The following is a 16,305-nucleotide window of genomic DNA, read 5'->3' as shown; positions in this document are numbered from 1 at the left end:
GGTTCGGGAACCAAATGATAATCGGTTCGCCCCGCACCTTGCGGCGCAAAGAGAGCGCGGCGCACGTCGTGCCGATTAACGCAGCGATTGCGCCGGGGTGGATTTACGCCAGTTGGAGCGGCAGGTTTTGGTATAAACGGACATATTCCTTGTCGTACCGAAAGACGCGTTCTGGTCGAGGCTGTGTAAAAACGCGATGATATGATAGGTTTCCCCCGGACATTCGGGAGGCTTTGAGATGGGCCGTTTCGTTGAGGGGGCAGACCGGCGGCAGGATTTTCTTCTGCCAGCATCGCTTGAAGATTATGTGTCGCAGGATAATCCGGTCCGGTTGGTCGAAGCCTTTATTGATGAACTGGATTTGCAGGCGCTGGGCTTTTCCGGAGCGACGCCGGCCGATACTGGGCGCCCGGCCTACCATCCTGTAACGATGCTCAAGATCTACCTTTACGGCTATCTGAACCGGGTTCAATCGAGCCGACGGCTCGAGCGTGAGGCGCAGCGCAATATCGAGTTGATGTGGCTGACCGGACGGCTCGCGCCCGACTTCAAGACCATCGCCAACTTCCGTCGCGACAATGGGGCGGCCCTTCGCGGGGTATGCCGCCAGTTCGTCATGCTGTGCCGGTCACTGGGCCTGTTCAGTCAGGCGGTGGTCGCGGTCGATGGCAGCAAGTTCAAGGCGGTCAACAACCGGGATCGCAACTTCACGGCGAACAAGGTTGCCAGGCGTATCGAGCAGGTGGACGCCAGCATCGAGCGTTACCTTGCTGCTCTCGACCGGGCGGATCGTGAACCCGGCGATGTCGCCGAGGCCAGAACCGACCGGATCGAGGAGAAGCTGGCGGGACTGCGCCGCCACATGCAGTTCCTCAAAGATATGGAAAGCCAGGTGGCGGCAGCGCCCGATCATCAGGTATCGCTCACCGATCCGGATTCGCGCTCGATGAACAGCAGCGGTCGCGGCACCGGCATCGTGGGCTATAATGTACAAGCTGCCGTCGATACGACGCATCACCTGATCATCGCTCATGAGGTCGTCACCGAAGGCAATGATCGTGTCCAACTCGTGCCGATGGGGCTGAGCGCCAAGGAAGCGATGGGTGCCAATGAGATCACCGTCATCGCCGATCGCGGCTATTATAACGGCGATCAGGTGCTGGCCTGTGAAGGAACCGGCGTGCTGCCCTGCATCCCCAAGACCCACACCGCGATCGGCATCAAGACCGGAATGTTCAGCCGGCACGACTTTATCTACGATCCCGAGCAGGACCATTATAGCTGCCCTGCCGGTGCGATGCTGACCAAGAGCGCCACGCGATCCGACAGGCGCGACGATATAAGCCATTATCGCAATCTGGTTGCCTGCCATGCTTGCGCCCTGCGGCCGCGCTGCACGCCAGAGAAGACCAAGCGCCTCAAGCGCTGGGATAATGAAGGCGTCCTCGATGCCATGCAGGCCCGGCTCGATCGCATGCCCGATGCGATGATCCTGCGGCGACGAACGGTCGAGCATGTGTTCGGAACGCTCAAGTCATGGATCGGTAGCGCCCATCTCCTCACCAAAGGTCTCGAAAAGGTCAGAACCGAAATCAGCCTCTCGGTCCTCGCCTACAACATCAAGCGCATGATCCAGATCTTCGGCGTGCAGGCTCTGATCCAGGCGATCAGAGCCTGATCACACGAACTCGCCAAAACAACATCACAGGCATCTCGACAACGTACTGGCGTGGTAATGCGTTTTTACACAGCCTCGGTCGGGAGCAGACATCTGGCGATTGCCGACCACTCCCCGAAAGGCGCAGACTGTGGTCAGGATCCGCGATCGCAACGATCACATAAGCAGGTAACACTATCCACCATCTCAAGCAGCGGCCTGTTCCTCTGTCCCATCCTCGCGGGCAAGACCCGTTGCGCGCAGCAAGTAACCCGCGGCCTCCTCTGCCCGCGCCGCCGCCGTGAGCAAGGCACGATTATCCCTGCGCAGGATCGAAAGCCAGGAACCGATATAGGCCGCATGATCGTCGAGATGGGTGGTTGGGAGACCCACATCGGCGCCAACCAGCGCTGCCGTCAGTTCAGCCACCAACTCCTCGAACGCATAGGCCTGATCGCCGAAGCGCTTGCCGAAGGATCGGGCAAGCCGGTCTGGATGACCCGTCCAGTGACCAGCCTCGTGCGCGAACGTGGCCGCCCATGCAGCACGCGTGTCGAACTGTTCGACGGGCGGCATCGTGATGAGGTCTGCGCGCAGGTTATAATAGGCGCGATCGCCTCCGGTCCGCAGCCGCGCCGGCAGGCGATCGACGAAGCGTTGTGCCCGCGGATCGAGCCGGTCGCCCGGTGGGACGAGCGATAACGGTTCTGGATAGAAATCGGACGGCAGCGCGTCGATCTGGTCTGCATTGAAGACCGCATAGGACCGCATCACCCGGCGATGCTCATCGACCAGCTCACCGGGACGCTCACTGGAATCGACCTTCTTCGAATAGGCCTTGTAGAAGATTGCAAATTGCGCCTGCTCACCGGCACGGACCTGCCCGCCAAGGGTCTGCGCCTGGCGGTAGGTCATCCAATGGCGTGACCGATAACCGCATTGCTCAGCAGCCAGCCACAGCCAAAAGGTGTTCATGCCGCGATACGGCTCGCCATTGGCCCGCAGCGGACGCCCCTGCGCCGCACACGAACGCCAGGGCCGCACCCAGGGTCGCACACCGGCCTCGAGTCGGTCGATGATGGCGCACGTGATGGTCTCGGCCGGCGAGGGCCGGCCCGATGATCGAGTCATGGTGGATACTCCGCGAAAGAGCGGCGGCCAGTGCCGCCGATGAAGGACTGCGGGCGACGCAAAAGCGCCGCCCGCCATTACGCGTTGGTCTCAGGCCGCCTGGTCGAGGTCATCAGCATCGCCATCGGGGGCGATCTCCCCTGCCCCGCGGTCGCTGTCGTCTTTGTCGCTGAGGAAGGCGGAATAGCTGTGGAAGCTTTCGGGCTTCTCCACCGCGCCAAACCGCATCTCGTCAGGCAGCCAGCAGAGCGCCTTTTCCCGGACTTCGGCCTCGACGATGCCCTGCCCGGAACAGAGCGCCGCGCAGGCATTGGCCAAGTCACCCTTCTTGGCGTCCTTGTAGCGGCCGCGCAGCACTGGCCCGCCGATCTCTTCAAGGGCTTCGAGCATGACGTCCTTCTTCACGCGCCCGAAAAAGTTCTGGGCATCGGGCCGCCACCATTGCGCGACATCAATGTCGAGCAGACGTCCGAGATGATCGTGGAAGCCGTTGCGGCGCCCGCCATCGTCGACGTTGAGCGTCGGTTCGAGCGTCTGCGCCACGACATTGGCAAGCCAATCGGCGCGCGCCTGTTCATCCAGTTGCCGGAAGGCATCGAAACGCGACGACAGCGTGTTCCCGCCTGCCCAGCTCACATCGAGCCCCTGGCGCTGTTCGGCCAGGACGTTGCTGGCCGCGCTGCCTTCGTCGCGGAAGCCGACGATAGAGAAGCTCGCGGCGGCCGCTTGCAGCGTCGAGTGGTCCCGGACATAGCCGCTGGCGAACACGGTCCGGTGCGCGATCAGGAATATCGCGAGGTCGAGCGCGAACCCCGCGTCCGAGGCGACATGGGACGCCAGGATCTGCCGCCGCTGCGTCGCGAGTTCGTCGACCAGCGTCGCGCTGAGCCGGGAGGTCGCGACCTTGCCGGACGGCGCCTCGGGTTCGCCGTCCTCTCCCGCCTGACGAATGGCGCGCTCGCTGAACATGCGGCTGTGCACCCGCGGGGTGCCGTCAGGGGCAAGATAGATGAAGGTGCCCAGCTGGTCCTTGACCGCATCGTCGACCATCGTGCGCGCCGCCTCGATCGCATCGAGTTCCCGCTCGATGTCGGCGAGCCGCACCGAAGCCGCCTCGGCCTCTGGTGTGCCGTCCTCAAGTTCGGTTTCCAGTTCACGGATGAGCGCATCGCCCTCATCGGAAAGACTGTCGACGCGATCCTGCTCGTCCTCGCTCAATTCGCGCAGCGCCGGATGATATTCGTAGAGCTGGCACTCTATGTCATAGGGCACATGGGTCGCGAGGACCGGTGTCACGAATGCCAGCTTCTGCTCGGCTGCGAGTGTTTGTGCCGCTGCTTCGAGCTTCTGGGCGGCAAGCTGCTCGATGATCTCCACGTCGATCCAGCTCTCGTCCGCATCATCGCCGAACAGGTCGCGCTCGATCCGGCCGCCCGCACCGACATAGGCATCGCGGCCAACGAACCGCGCCTTCGCATCGGTCGCCTTCACCGTCCCGTTGAGGAGCGCACGGCGGACATTGTCGGGATTGTCACCATAATAGGACCGGCTCATGCTCTCGAACACACGCGCCTGGCGGTCGACATCGGGCGTGACGGCATAAGCCTGTGCGACCCCGAGCGTGATCTCGCCTGCGGCAAGCGCCGCGAAGACGACGGGAGCCAGTTCGGCAAGCCGGACCCGCTGCTCGACGAAGCGGGTCGTGACCCCGAAGCGTTTCGCCACATCCTCGCCGCTCGCACCCCGGTCGAGGAAGTGCTTGAAGGCCGAGCATTCATCCGCCGGGTTCATCGCGACGCGATGGAAATTCTCGACAAGGCTCGCTTCGGCCGATCCGGCATCATCCTCGAGCACCAGCACCTGAACCTCATGGTCCGCGGCAAGCCGGTTCGTCTCAATCAGGCGTTGGAGCGCCCGCAAGCGGCGGCCGCCCGCCTTGACGGTGAAGTGCCCCGCCTTTTTTAGCGGCGTGACCACGAGATTCTGCAACAGGCCATGCGCGGCGATATTCTCGGCCAGACTGTCTAGGTCGGCATCGCGATTGGATTTGCGGACATTATCCTTGGAGAGCGAGAGGTTCTTGACCTTCACGGACTGGATCATCGGTTATCTCCTTCGAGGGTTGCGCCGACGTCGTCGGCCGGCTTGAGCCACTCAGGCCCACCCGGCCGAAGGCCCCCTCCCCTCTCTTCGATCGCTTGACGCTGCCACTGTTCAGCCTGCGAGTCCGTCCAGGATCTCGACGGCGCGGCTCGGTGGGACGAAGAGCCGCGTGCGGTGTTGGATGATCTCGGTGAAGCAGCCCGCCGCCTTGAGATGAGGAAGGGCGTCGGACTTCCAGTCGAGCAATTCGAGGCGTTGGTCGCCGGCGACCAAGGCCCGCTTCAGCCGAAGCGACCCGATCGGCATGATCTCGCCCGAGGTGCGAACGTGCTCGACCCGCGCGCCTAGATCGATCGCGACATGGGCGGCGATGCCGAATGCGCTGGCGATCCGCTCCACCAGCGGCGCCGGAATAAGACGCCCGAGAAGCGACTGGCCGTCATCGCTCGTCAACCGCCAGACCTGGACATGATCGTCGGGCAGCTTTCCCCACACCGGAAGCAGCAGGCCCGTGACCAGATAGATGATCTGCGTACGCGTCTGCGCGGCCATCGCGTCGCATTCGGCCTGCCAGGCTTCATCGAAGTTCGCGCAGTCCGCGTCGGTCCAATGGGTTTCGGCGAAGAGGTCCTGCCGGTGCCGTTCGGTGCGCGTTGGACGCACCAGCTCGTAGCGGCGCACGGTCCGCCCCTCTTCGTCCGTCAGCGAGAAGGTCGGCCGGCAAATGGCGACCTTACCGGAACGCGGGTTGATTAACCCACGCGCTTCCGGGTCGGCCAGAAGCCAATGCGCGCGCTCCACGGTCAGCGGTCGATATCGCTCCTCGGTTTCGATGCGCAAGATTTCGGTTTCGGCGCCGCTCACGGGATCGCACCGGATCACCGTGCGGTCGAGGATCGAAATGCGGTCGGCCGCGATCGTTTCGACGCCAAGATCGAGGGTGCCAGCCTCGCGGGCCTTTTCCACCCGTGCTTCGATCAAGCCCAGATATTCGTCGAAGATCGCGTTCTGCAGGTCGATGCGCAGCGCCAGGATGCGGTTCAACCACCGCTGGATCGTGGGCAAGGTCTCAGTGAGCCCCCCACCCTCGCCGGCCAGGTTCAAACCGGTGAGCGACTGGAATTGATTGAAGCGCACCGATTGGAGCTTTCCCTGGAACAGCAGGCGAAACCACTGGTCGAGCGATTCCCGCGCGAAGTCGGACTCCAGATTGTCACGGGGATCGAAAAGTCCCTGTCCACCGGTCTGGCGCTGGCCGCGGGTCAGCGCGCCGAGGCTGTCGAGGCGTCTAGCAATGGTCGAGATGAACCGCCGTTCGCCGCGGCAATCGGTGGAAACGGGCCGAAACAGGGGTGGGCAGGCTTGGTGGGTACGGTGCGTGCGGCCCAGCCCCTGGATCGCCGCGTCAGCACGCCAACCGGGTTCGAGGAGATAGTGAATGCGGCGCCTCTGATTGGGCGCGTCGAGGCTGGCATGATAGCTCCGCCCCGTCCCGCCGGCGTCGGAAAAGATCAGGATGCGCTTTTCGCCGCGCATGAAGCTGTCGGTCTCCGCGAGGTTCGTGCGCGCGCTGCGCCGTTCGATCCGCTGACGGCCCTCGGCATCGACGATGATCCGCCGGCTGCGACCCGTCACCTCGGCCACTGCCTTCGTCCCGAAATTCCCGATGATATGATCGAGCGCCGAGCCGACCACCGGCAGCGCACAGAGTTGCTCGAGGAGCTGGTCGCGCATGGCCATCGCTTCCCGGCACAGCACGGGCTGCCCAGCTTCGTCGATCATCGGTTCCGAGCGCACCGTGCCGCTATCGTCGGTATAGGTGCGCATCTGGCGCACCGGAAAGGCCGCCGTCAGATAGCCGACCAGGAATTCGCGCGGGGACAGCTCGATGTCGAGCCAAGCGCGCTCCTCAGGGGACAGGTCGGCAAGGGCACGATCGAGCATCGCTTCTGACGTCGACACGAGCTGGACCACGGCGCAGTCGCCGCGCGCGAGATCGGCGGCGATCGCCGGGATCAGCGACGGCAGCTTCATCGACAGCAGGATCTGGCCGAAGAAGCGTTGCTTGGTCGATTCGAAGATCGACAATGCCGCGGCCTTCGCGCCGCTATTGTAGGTGGCACCGCTGAAACCGTCGGTGACGCGCGTGGCGGCGAGCGCGGCCTGCAGATTGTTGTGAATGATCGCTTATCGCGAGGAAGCGGTAATGCGGAGGAACGCGGCGTAGTCCTGCAAAGCTGCGGAACATTTCGCCACGTCCTTCACATTATTCTATAGGGTGTCGAGCCATCCCATCAGATTGGCATCTCGCTTCCACGAAGGTGGCACGTTGCTCGCCGCCGGGGCGCCAACCTGTTCCAGCGCCTTTCGTTTGGTCTCCAGATTGGCCTGAGCATAGTGATTGGTCGTATCGAGACTGACGTGCCCGAGCCAACTGCGGATGACGGTGATATCGACCCCGGCGGCAACGAGGTGGACGGCGGTCGCGTGCCGGAAGCTGTGAGGCGTAACGTGTTTTGACTGGAGGGTCAGCGTCGATTTCGCGGCTTGTTCCACGTAGGCGTTGAGCTTGAACCGCACCCCTGACGCCCCTAGCGGTTCACCGTATCGATTGACGAAGATCCGCTCATCGGGCGCACGCGGCTGTCGCTCCAGTAGCTTCCTGAGCAATGCCACGGTTTCTGGCCAGAGCGGGCAGATGCGTTCCTTGCGCCCCTTGCCGTAAAGACGCACGAAGTTCGGTGCATCGAACCGGATTGCTTCGGGACAGAGGTCAAGCGCCTCTTGGATTCGCGCGCCACTGTTATAGAGGAACGAGAGCAGTACATGGTCGCGCAGCCCTTCGAGTGTCGATCGGTTGGGCTGGGCGAGGATGGCCTCGACCTCCTCGGGCTCGAGGTAGCACGGCGCGGAGGTGGGCTCCCGCTTCAACGGAACAGCCAGGACCTCTGAGCACTGCGCGATGTATTCCGGATTCTTGTCCGCCACGAAGCTGAAGAAGCTGCGGATGGCGGCCAGTCGGCAGTTCCGCGTGCCGATCGTGGTCTTGCGGCCATGCTCGGTATGATGAAGGAACGCGCGCACCTCGCCGGCCGAGACGTCGGTGAGCGTCAGCCGCGCGACCCCGCAGCCTTTTCGCTCCGCGACGAACCGAAGCAGCAGCCGCCAGGTGTCGCGATAAGAGCGGATCGTGTGGATTGACGCGCTGCGCTGCTCGGCCAGCCACTCCTGGAAGAACGCCCGCAACAACGCGGGCAATGGATTGCCTTTCCTCATGGCCGCGCCTCCGTGACAAGGCACGGGGCGCCGAGCGCGCGGAACCGTTCACTGGCTTCCTGCAACAGATCCTGCGTGACGGTGATGTAGACCAGCGTGGAGTGGAGATCCCGGTGCCCCATGTAGGTCGAGAGGAAGTGCAGTTTTTCCTGAGGGTTAATGCCGGACCGGTACCACTGGAGGATGCGGTTCACCACCATCGAGTGACGAAGGTCATGGACCCGCGGCCCGGTCCGGCCCGAAGCGGGCTTGAGCCCAGCACGGCGCATGACGTTGGTAATCATTGTCGTAACCGCCTCGGGCCTGTAGCGGTCATTTAAGTGGGCATGCCAGAACAGCCCTGATTTCGGGTTCTGTGGGCCGCCAGCGCGCCGCCTCGCATCGATGTACGCGCGCAGTTCGACCGCGACACTGTCGGATAGAGGCAAGATCCTGGTCTTGTAGAACTTCGTTTCCCGGATCGTGATCGTGCTTGATTGCAGGTCCACGTCACCAAGATCGAGCCATGCCAGCTCGCTTCGCCGTAGCCCGGCACAATAGGCCAGCATGATCATGGTGTAGAGGGTCAACGGCCGCAGCGGAGCGTCCGGCGACGGATAAGTCCGTGCGGTATCGAGCATACGCCGAACGTCAGCCGGGCTGAAGATATGCGGTTGCCGATGCTCCCGCGCTACTTCCCGCTCTGGCCGGGGATTGAAGCGCTTTGGCGGGATAGTCGGATCGAGGCGGAACCGCGCCTTGGTCAGGATGCGCGCCAGCTTCTGGCATTCAGCCGCGTGGTTGCGGGTCGGCTTGGCAGCCGCCCAGCTCGCAATCATTGCCTCAAGTGGTTGCTCCGCGAGGTCGGGACGGGCCTGAAGGAACCGATCGAACCGCAGCAGCCAGTGAGCCTGCGCTTCATATTGATATCCCCGGCTGCGCATCAGCATGACATGGTCTTGCATGAAGTCACCCAGCACGCTGCCGAAGGGCGCAGGCCGTCGTAACGCGGCCAAGGATTCGTCGGGATTCGGGGAAGCCAAGGCCCGCCAGATCGGCTTGCTTTGCTTGACGTTGTACCGACGGCGAAGTGCAGCAACAGGGTTGTCGGCGATCAGCCCGATTTCGACGAGGTGGTCGAGGAAGCGGTCGACAATGCAGACCTGATTGAGCAGCGTCGACAATCGCCAACGTTTTTGCATCTCCTTCAGCCAGGCGTCGAGCATCTGCCGGTCCACCGCCGGATGCCGGCGGGCAACATCTTCGAAGGTGCAAAGGAACCAGCGATATGTCGGTACGCTTCCCGGCCGGAACTGCGATTTTACCAGGAAGGCGTCGACGACGGTGCGATCGGGATCGTGCCAGGCGCTCATGACAGCACCTCCATTCCAGGCACCTCGAGTGCCACGGCTCGGAGATCATCTGTTGCCAGTTTGAGATAAGTATTGGTGGATTCGGTGGATCGATGCCCGAGCACGTCGCCGATGATCTTTTGCGGGACCGATGCCCGCAGCATTTCGACCGCACGTGCGTGGCGGAAGACATGCGGCCCCCGCTTTCCTGCTGGCACTACGCCTGCGGCGGCCAACCGACCGCGGATCATGCCGTACAGGTTCGTCATTGCGATATAGGGTGCGCAGGATCGGACGAAGATTTCCCGCACTTCAACCTGGGGCCGCCCAAGGCGCAGATAATCCAGCAGCGCTTCACCAACAGTCACCATTAGCGGCATGTACGAGTACGCGTTGGTCTTGGTGTGGCAGATCCGGAGGGATTCTGCGCGCCAGTCCACGTCATCGAGCCGAAGGCGGCATATCTCACCTTCGCGCAGCCCATACGTGGCAAGCAGCTGAAGTATCGCATAATCGCGTAGTCCGCGTGGCGATCTGTCCTCCTGCGTTGTCGCCAGAACCGCGGCGATTTGGCTCCTTTCCAGCGTCGACGGCACATCTTCGTAGGCATAGAGCATGGGGCCGATGATGTGTGGCGTCAGATCGGTCGGGATGCGACCCGTCCGATGCAGATGGCGAACCACCGAACGGAGACGCTCAGCGACATCGGCCAATGATTTGCGCCGTAAACCAGGCGCGCGCATGTCCATGTAGAGATCGATGTCCACGATGCTCAACGTTTCGAGGCTGGCGGCACCGGCCCGGTCGAACTGCCATCGCAGGAAGTTTCGCGCCTCCCACATCAGCGCCGCAATGGACGCGCTTGCCAAACCGCGCTCCTCGCGCAGCCATGCCTCGTATTCGCGGCAAATTTCATGTCGATGCTCGTCATCGGGACCGATCATTTCTGCGTCCGGGGGCCAATTGCCTTGAGCAAGCCGGAGGAGCTTGGCGATCGCGGTGCGGGGCAACATGTGCCAACGCGCACTGGGAGGCCGACCGTACTGGATCTCAAAATCCTGAACCGCATAGCCAAAATACTGATCGACCTGCTGCGGCGTCACAGTCTCGACCTGTATATCGCACTCGGCCAGATAATCGAGAAACGCGCGGGCGTAGAGACGGTGGTTCGCCACGACCACGGGATTGTAATTCTGTGTGGTGAGCGAATTCGAGAGTTCGGTGATCAACTCGTCATGCAACTTCAACATGATTGCCTCCTCAGCTGGTCCAGGGACCGCCGAGGTTCGCAACCAATATAATGCGCAGCAACTGCGCACACTATCATGGGAATTCGCCGGTTACGCCGCGCTCCTCCGCATTACCGCTTCCTCGCGATAAGCGATCTTATGCGCAGCTCGCCATAAGATCTCCCAGGCATCGGCATAGGCATTGTAGACGGCGATCTGTTCTTCGCTGAGCCGATGCTCGAGGATGTCATATTCAACGCCAGCGAAGCTGAGCGCCCGCGCGACGTAGAGGCCCTGCGCCTTGAGGTCGCGGGCGATCAGCTCCATGGCCGCGATGCCGCCGCGGCGCAGCGATTCCACGAAGGCTCGCCGATCGGCGAAGGCCGTGTGCGGTCCCCACAATCCGAGGCGTGTCGCATAAGCGAGGTTGTTGACGTCCGAGGCGCCCGTCGCCGAGGCGTAGAGAATCCGGGCGCGCGGAGCGAGATTTTGCAGGCGGACGCCGGCGATGCCCTGTTCCGACCCTTTCGTGGCGCCGAACCGGCCCTCGCCACCGGCCACCCCGGCCATCTCATGCGCCTCGTCGAAGACGATGACGCCGCTGAAATCCTCACCCATCCATTCGATCAGCTGGCGCAGCCGCGTGCCCCTGTCACCGCGGTTGGAGCGCAGGGTGGCATAGGTCAGGAAGAGGATCCCATCGCCCAGCGCGATCGGGGTGCCGAGCTTCCACTGGTTGAGATGCTGGATGTCGAGCGGCAAGCCGCCAAGCGCCGACCAGTCGCGCCGCGCGTCTTCGATCAGCGTCTCGCTCTTGGATATCCAGAGGTGGCGGCGGTTGCCGCGCAACCACTGGTCGAGGATGACGCCCGCCACCTGCCGCCCCTTGCCGGCGCCCGTGCCATCGCCAAGGAAAAAGCCCGTCCGATAGGCATTGCCGGCCTCTGCCGGCGACAGCGAATGCCCCTCCTCGCTAGATACGAACCGGCCCGGAAGGTCACGCTCGAACGCCGCGCCAGCGTAGATCAGCGTTTCGAGCTGCGCGTCCGAGAGCAGGCCGTCGTCCAAGATCCTGGCCGGCAGCACGGGTTCATAAGCGACCGGGGGTGCGGCAATCGATCCCATTGCCTGCGATTCGACCAGCGCGCTTGGGTGCTCACGGGCATCGGCAATCAGCAGACGGCTCGGCCGATAGGGCAGGTAAATCCCTTGCGGTTCGCCCGCGGGCGCCGGCGCGTCGAGACGGTGATAGGCGACCGCGCGGGTCGTGGGCAGGGTTACCGCCACACGCGAGCTTACGGGGCGGGTCCGCCGCGTGAGGCCCCGGAACAATCCGCTGGGGCGGGAGATCGGTTGCGGCGTGGGGGCGCACGGGGTCGTCATCGCATCGATGGCCGCGAGCGCAGCGCCGAACGTCGTACAGGTCTGGCGTGGGACGCAATCCCCTGCCCCGCCCTTTTCGAGGAGAACGAGCTGAACCGCTTGCCCGGTGCCGTGCTTGGCATAAGCATGGGGCGGCAGGCCGAGATGCAGCCGGAGATGTACGCCCGCGGTGGCGTGCAGCCAATCCGCGTCCCCTGTCTCGATGCGATCGGGAAGAATGACGGCGCAGCGCCCGCCTGGTGCGAGGCGCAAGAGCGCGGAGCGCAGGTGGCGAAGCGCAGCGTGGCGGTCGCGCCCCCGTCCCTGGCTCCGCGAGAAGGGCGGGTTGATGAGCACAACGCTCGGCACCAGTTGCGGATCGAGCATATCGTCGATCAGTTCGCCATCATGCGTGCTCAGCCTGCCTTCGGGAAAGGCGTGACGCAGCAAACGCGCGCGCCAGGCATCGATCTCATTGAGGAGAAGGCGAGCGCCGGCAAAATGACCGTGTACGGCCAAGAGCCCGGTCCCGGCCGAGGGCTCGAGCACGATATCGCGTGCCGTGATCGCGGCTGCCCTGGCGGCAAGGAAGCCGATCGGTGCCGGTGTCGAGAATTGCTGGAACGCGACCTGCGTTTCGCTACGCACGCTGTGCGTCGGAAGCGCCGCCGTCATGGCGATCAGCTGGGCGAGCCGCACATTCGCATCTGCCGGGAGTGTTGTGTTCTTCAGATGGAGTATCTGCGCGAGTTCGAGCACATCATAGGCGTCGCGCAATGACCATGAGCCATCCGCGCTCGAGCCACCGAAGGCGGAGGTCATCCCGGCAAGGAGGTCGTTACGTGCAACCGAACGGCCTTCGGACAGCCGGTCGGCTATGCCTTGAGCAGCGGTCCGGGCGGGATCATCGAGCGGCAGCGTGAGCGCGAGGGGTTGTGTGGCCATGGGGTATCTCCGGGTCTGACACCTGGCATCAGCGCCAGGTCATCAGCCTGAAGGCCCCCTCCCCTCTCAGGCCGCCTCGGCGGCCCGGCGGACACGCCAAGCATCATTCCAATCCGCGTGCCGTTCCGGGAGGCGGAGCACCAGTTCGCGTCCATGGGCTGTGAGATGCGGCCGAGCTTTTTTGAGCATGGCGGCAGCGGCGGCACCGCGATCACCATAGACGATGATGCGTTTGACCCGTTCGGGGATGGCGACGAGTCCAAGGCGTTCGACCCCGCCCAGCGCCCAAGTTGGCGTTCCGAACCAGGCCATTGCCGAAAGGGCGTCCTCGATGCCCTCAGCAAGGCCAAGCTCCTCTCCGGCCGGCGCCAGACGGATGGCCGCGTTGCCAAGCAGGCCAAGGGCAATCTTCGGCTTTGACAGGGGCTTGTGCAAGATGTCAGCGAGATCGAGGCAGGTCCGCTGGACGGCCACGACGCCCAGATCGTTCTCGACCGCAGCGATCATCGCCGGAAAGAACCGGCGCTGGTCACCTGCCCCGACAATGGTGCGGGGATTGTAGCGCAGACAACGCGGATAGGGAGGAGCAAGACCGCGTGCGGCAAGGTAATCGGCCGCTGGCGAGCCGGCTATGGGCTGGCTTGCCTTCCATAGCCGAAGCGCGAGAGCGCGATGGTCGGCCATCGCCTTCGGGCGCGGCATGGTGAGCGGCACCGCATCGTGAAGTTTGCGCCGGCGCAGGGCAGTCAGAACGTCGCGCGTATCGCAGCCAGCAAAGCAGTGGAACAAGATCGCCCGTTCGCCCAGGCGCACTGACAGGCTGGGGCCATGATCGTCATGAGCCGGGCAACGGCATTCGCCGCGCGTCCCGCGCCACGTTCCGCCGAGGGCTTCGACAATGGCTTTGGCGCGATGGGAAGCAGCTAGGGGCATCAACTAATCCTTGCAAAGTGGTGGAGCGCCGCTGCCGGTTGCGCCCTCCCCTCTCCGCCAATTCAGCCAGGCATGCCCTTGGCTGCGAGGATACCGAATTCCTCGACGATGCGATCGGTTGTGTAATGGGTCACGCCGTCGCGTTCATAGGAGCTGTCCTTGAGCCGCCCGGCAATCCGCACCAGATCCCCGACTTGGGCTCGGTCGGCGATATGCTTGCGCTGGACCTCGCTGAAGACACTCACGCGGTTCCAGTGACTGTCTTCCTGCCATTCGTCATCGTCACCCTTACGGCGGTAATTCGCGCAGACCGACAGCAGGGTGACTTTCGGTCGCGCATCGATTTCGCCGATCCGGCCGATGATCTCGAACTTGGCGAAGTTGATCATGCACCCTCCATTCGTGACGTCCTTTGGCGAGGAAGCCTATCGTGGACGGCCAACTTCGCGTATCCCTCCAGGCAGGGGGATTGAAGGTGTGCTTCAAGCGCAGCGCCAATCTCTTTCTCAAAATAAAAATATCAAAACGCCGCTGCTCGCAGCGGAAGCTTTTCCGATTCAAAAGGATTCAGATTCGGGAAGCCGAAAGCCCAGCGTTTCTGCGGGCTTGAGCAAGCCTATCCTGACCGGACGGGGGATTTTGCCTGCCCTTGTGGGGGCTCATTCCTGACCGATCGGGGGATGCAACCTGACCGGTTGGGGCTTTCCTGACCGCATGGGGGCCAGGCTCTGTTGGGCGCGATTCGCTCGTCATATCGCTCGTCAGGGACGTTCTTCGCCCTCCGCGCGGCCGTTTGCGAGGGTCAGATCGCTTTGAAACGCGACTCGGCGTACTTCCTTGTGTTTTGTCGTTTCGGGGTGAAGTTCCATCCTGACCTCTTGGGGGCCGAAACCGCCGTCTATCCTGCCCTGACTTGACGCAAGAGGACAGGTCAGGCAGATTTTCTTCCACGCCGGACGAATCGGTGCAGACTTCATGGCATGGATGACGAACAAGCCCTAGACCACGCTGTAACGCCCTCCCCCGCCGGTGATGATGCTTCTCCGGGGCGGGCGATGCGGGTGGCTGCCGCCCTGCAGGCCAAGGGCGGCGACGAGTTCGCCAAGCCCGGCAGCATCGTTGAGGTCAAGTTCGTCAAAGGCCAGTCGCTGAGCCTGACCGCTTCGCGTTTGCTTGCGCTGATGATTTTGACTGCGGGCGGTGATGCCTGGGAGGACCGCCCGCACAAGATGCGAAAGGCGGATATTCGCCGCGGCCACAAGGGCAATGAGCGCATCTCGGATATGCTCGAGGAACTGCATCGCACGCTTTTTGCGGTCGATGATAAGTCCTGGCGCGGCAAGAAGGCGACGCTGCGCTTTTCTCTGATCTCATCATCGCGCGAAGAAGTGGAGGACGAGGAGGGCGCTGAGGCAGGGTGGATCGAGTGGGAGTTCACGCCCGAGGCTCGGAAACTGATTCAGGAATCGGAGACCTATGCGGTCCTGAACCGGCAGGCGGTGCTCGGCTTTCGGTCGACCTATGCGCTAAAGCTGTACGAGATCGGGGCATTGCGGTTGCATCGACGCCAGTCGCTATGGAAGGGCGACATGACGGCACTGCGTGCGCTGCTCGGCATCGCGCCAGACGTTTACAAGGACTTTGCGCAGCTGCGCCGCAAGGTTCTCGAAAAGGCGAAGGCCGAAATCGACCAGCTCGCTCATTTCCGTGTGGAGTGGCGGGAAATCCGTCAGGGTCGAACCGTCGCCGAGATCGAATTTCGTTTTGAGCCAAAGGATGCGCCTGAGCAGATAGCAACCGTGGATGAAATTGCTCGGCACTCTGCGGGGAGGAAGGCGAGGCGCGAAGACGAGGTCGAGACTGTGGCCGTCGAGGCCGTCACGCAGGCGGCGGTGGCGGCCTTGGTATCAAAGGATAAGACTGGGGCAGGGGAGGTCACCTTCCCGAACGGCACGATCCGATTTGGGTCGGACACGCTCGCGGCCATTGGCCGTTCGGCCGGCGGTGGTTGGGACATCGATCTGATTGCCGACGCCTATCGCGCGCAGATGGGTGAGAGGCTAGCGAAGCTGAAGGGCGCCAAACTGATCGCGTCTTGGACCGGCTTTTGCGAGAGCTTCCTGGCGCGGCGCGGGCGCCCTTGAGCCGAAATTGCACCGGTGCAATTTCAGGGTGGCTAGCCCCCAAGAGGTCAGGTTGTAGGCGTGCACGAAAGGCTGGCGGCGCAATTCGAGGCAATTGGGCCGACCGGGCCTACTCACTTGCGAAAATAAGCCTTTCATTGACATAAAAGTGCAAATTGAGCTATGCCCCCTACAGTTTCGCAAGGGGGCCTCTC

Annotated in this window: 12 protein-coding genes; 3 read left to right on the top strand and 9 right to left on the bottom strand. The window is 63.1% G+C overall.

Annotated elements, in window-relative coordinates; translation table 11 throughout:
• Positions 1 to 238: 238 nt before the first annotated feature.
• Positions 239 to 1,678 (top strand): IS1182 family transposase, encoded by a 1,440-nt coding sequence (locus tag N6H05_RS25200; protein ID WP_284114396.1) that lies wholly within the window; start codon positions 239 to 241, stop codon positions 1,676 to 1,678.
• 186 nt (positions 1,679 to 1,864) lie between these two features.
• Here the strand turns inward: N6H05_RS25200 and N6H05_RS25195 are convergent, their stop codons facing one another.
• The 9 genes from N6H05_RS25195 to N6H05_RS25155 form a co-directional block, all read right to left on the bottom strand.
• Positions 1,865 to 2,788, bottom strand: a complete 924-nt coding sequence (locus N6H05_RS25195) for an ArdC family protein (RefSeq protein ID WP_284114395.1) — start codon at positions 2,786 to 2,788, stop codon at positions 1,865 to 1,867.
• Between the two features lie 90 nt (positions 2,789 to 2,878).
• Positions 2,879 to 4,891, bottom strand: a complete 2,013-nt coding sequence (locus tag N6H05_RS25190; RefSeq protein WP_284114394.1) for a ParB/RepB/Spo0J family partition protein — start codon at positions 4,889 to 4,891, stop codon at positions 2,879 to 2,881.
• A 111-nt stretch (positions 4,892 to 5,002) separates the two neighbouring features.
• Positions 5,003 to 6,979, bottom strand: a complete 1,977-nt coding sequence (locus N6H05_RS25185) for a strawberry notch C-terminal domain-containing protein (protein ID WP_284114393.1) — start codon at positions 6,977 to 6,979, stop codon at positions 5,003 to 5,005.
• 183 nt (positions 6,980 to 7,162) lie between these two features.
• Entirely contained in the window at positions 7,163 to 8,167 is a 1,005-nt protein-coding gene (locus N6H05_RS25180) for a site-specific integrase (protein ID WP_009823939.1), read from the bottom strand.
• The gene (locus tag N6H05_RS25175; RefSeq protein ID WP_009823940.1) at positions 8,164 to 9,519 is read right to left on the bottom strand and encodes a tyrosine-type recombinase/integrase; all 1,356 of its coding nucleotides are present in this window, start codon (positions 9,517 to 9,519) and stop codon (positions 8,164 to 8,166) included. The genes N6H05_RS25180 and N6H05_RS25175 overlap by 4 nt, the downstream gene beginning before the upstream one ends.
• Positions 9,516 to 10,748, bottom strand: coding sequence for a site-specific integrase (locus tag N6H05_RS25170; protein WP_007015824.1), 1,233 nt, complete (start codon positions 10,746 to 10,748; stop codon positions 9,516 to 9,518). Before N6H05_RS25170 ends, N6H05_RS25175 begins: the two co-directional genes overlap by 4 nt.
• A gap of 90 nt (positions 10,749 to 10,838) precedes the next feature.
• A complete protein-coding gene (locus tag N6H05_RS25165) occupies positions 10,839 to 13,034 on the bottom strand; it encodes a strawberry notch-like NTP hydrolase domain-containing protein (protein WP_284114392.1) in 2,196 nt (731 codons plus the stop codon).
• Positions 13,035 to 13,100: 66 nt separating this feature from the next.
• A complete protein-coding gene (locus N6H05_RS25160; protein ID WP_015449216.1) occupies positions 13,101 to 13,967 on the bottom strand; it encodes a DUF7146 domain-containing protein in 867 nt (288 codons plus the stop codon).
• 62 nt (positions 13,968 to 14,029) lie between these two features.
• Positions 14,030 to 14,356 carry a single-stranded DNA-binding protein gene (locus tag N6H05_RS25155; RefSeq protein ID WP_284114391.1) on the bottom strand — a complete coding sequence of 109 codons (327 nt, stop codon included), beginning with the start codon at positions 14,354 to 14,356 and terminating at the stop codon, positions 14,030 to 14,032.
• Here N6H05_RS25155 and N6H05_RS25150 point away from each other — a divergent pair.
• Positions 14,340 to 14,636: a hypothetical protein gene (locus N6H05_RS25150; protein WP_284114389.1), complete on the top strand. Its 297-nt coding sequence runs from the start codon at positions 14,340 to 14,342 to the stop codon at positions 14,634 to 14,636. The two genes, N6H05_RS25155 and N6H05_RS25150, sit on opposite strands and share 17 nt — an antisense overlap.
• Before the next feature lie 386 nt (positions 14,637 to 15,022).
• Complete coding sequence (locus N6H05_RS25145; RefSeq protein WP_279729744.1) at positions 15,023 to 16,111, top strand: replication initiation protein; 1,089 nt, start codon at positions 15,023 to 15,025, stop codon at positions 16,109 to 16,111.
• The last annotated feature ends 194 nt before the right edge of the window (positions 16,112 to 16,305 follow it).

Source organism: Sphingobium sp. WTD-1 (assembly GCF_030128825.1).
Taxonomy (GTDB): Bacteria; Pseudomonadota; Alphaproteobacteria; order Sphingomonadales; family Sphingomonadaceae; genus Sphingobium.
Note: the sequence above shows the minus strand (reverse complement) of the source record. Positions and strands in the feature narration are given on the sequence as shown.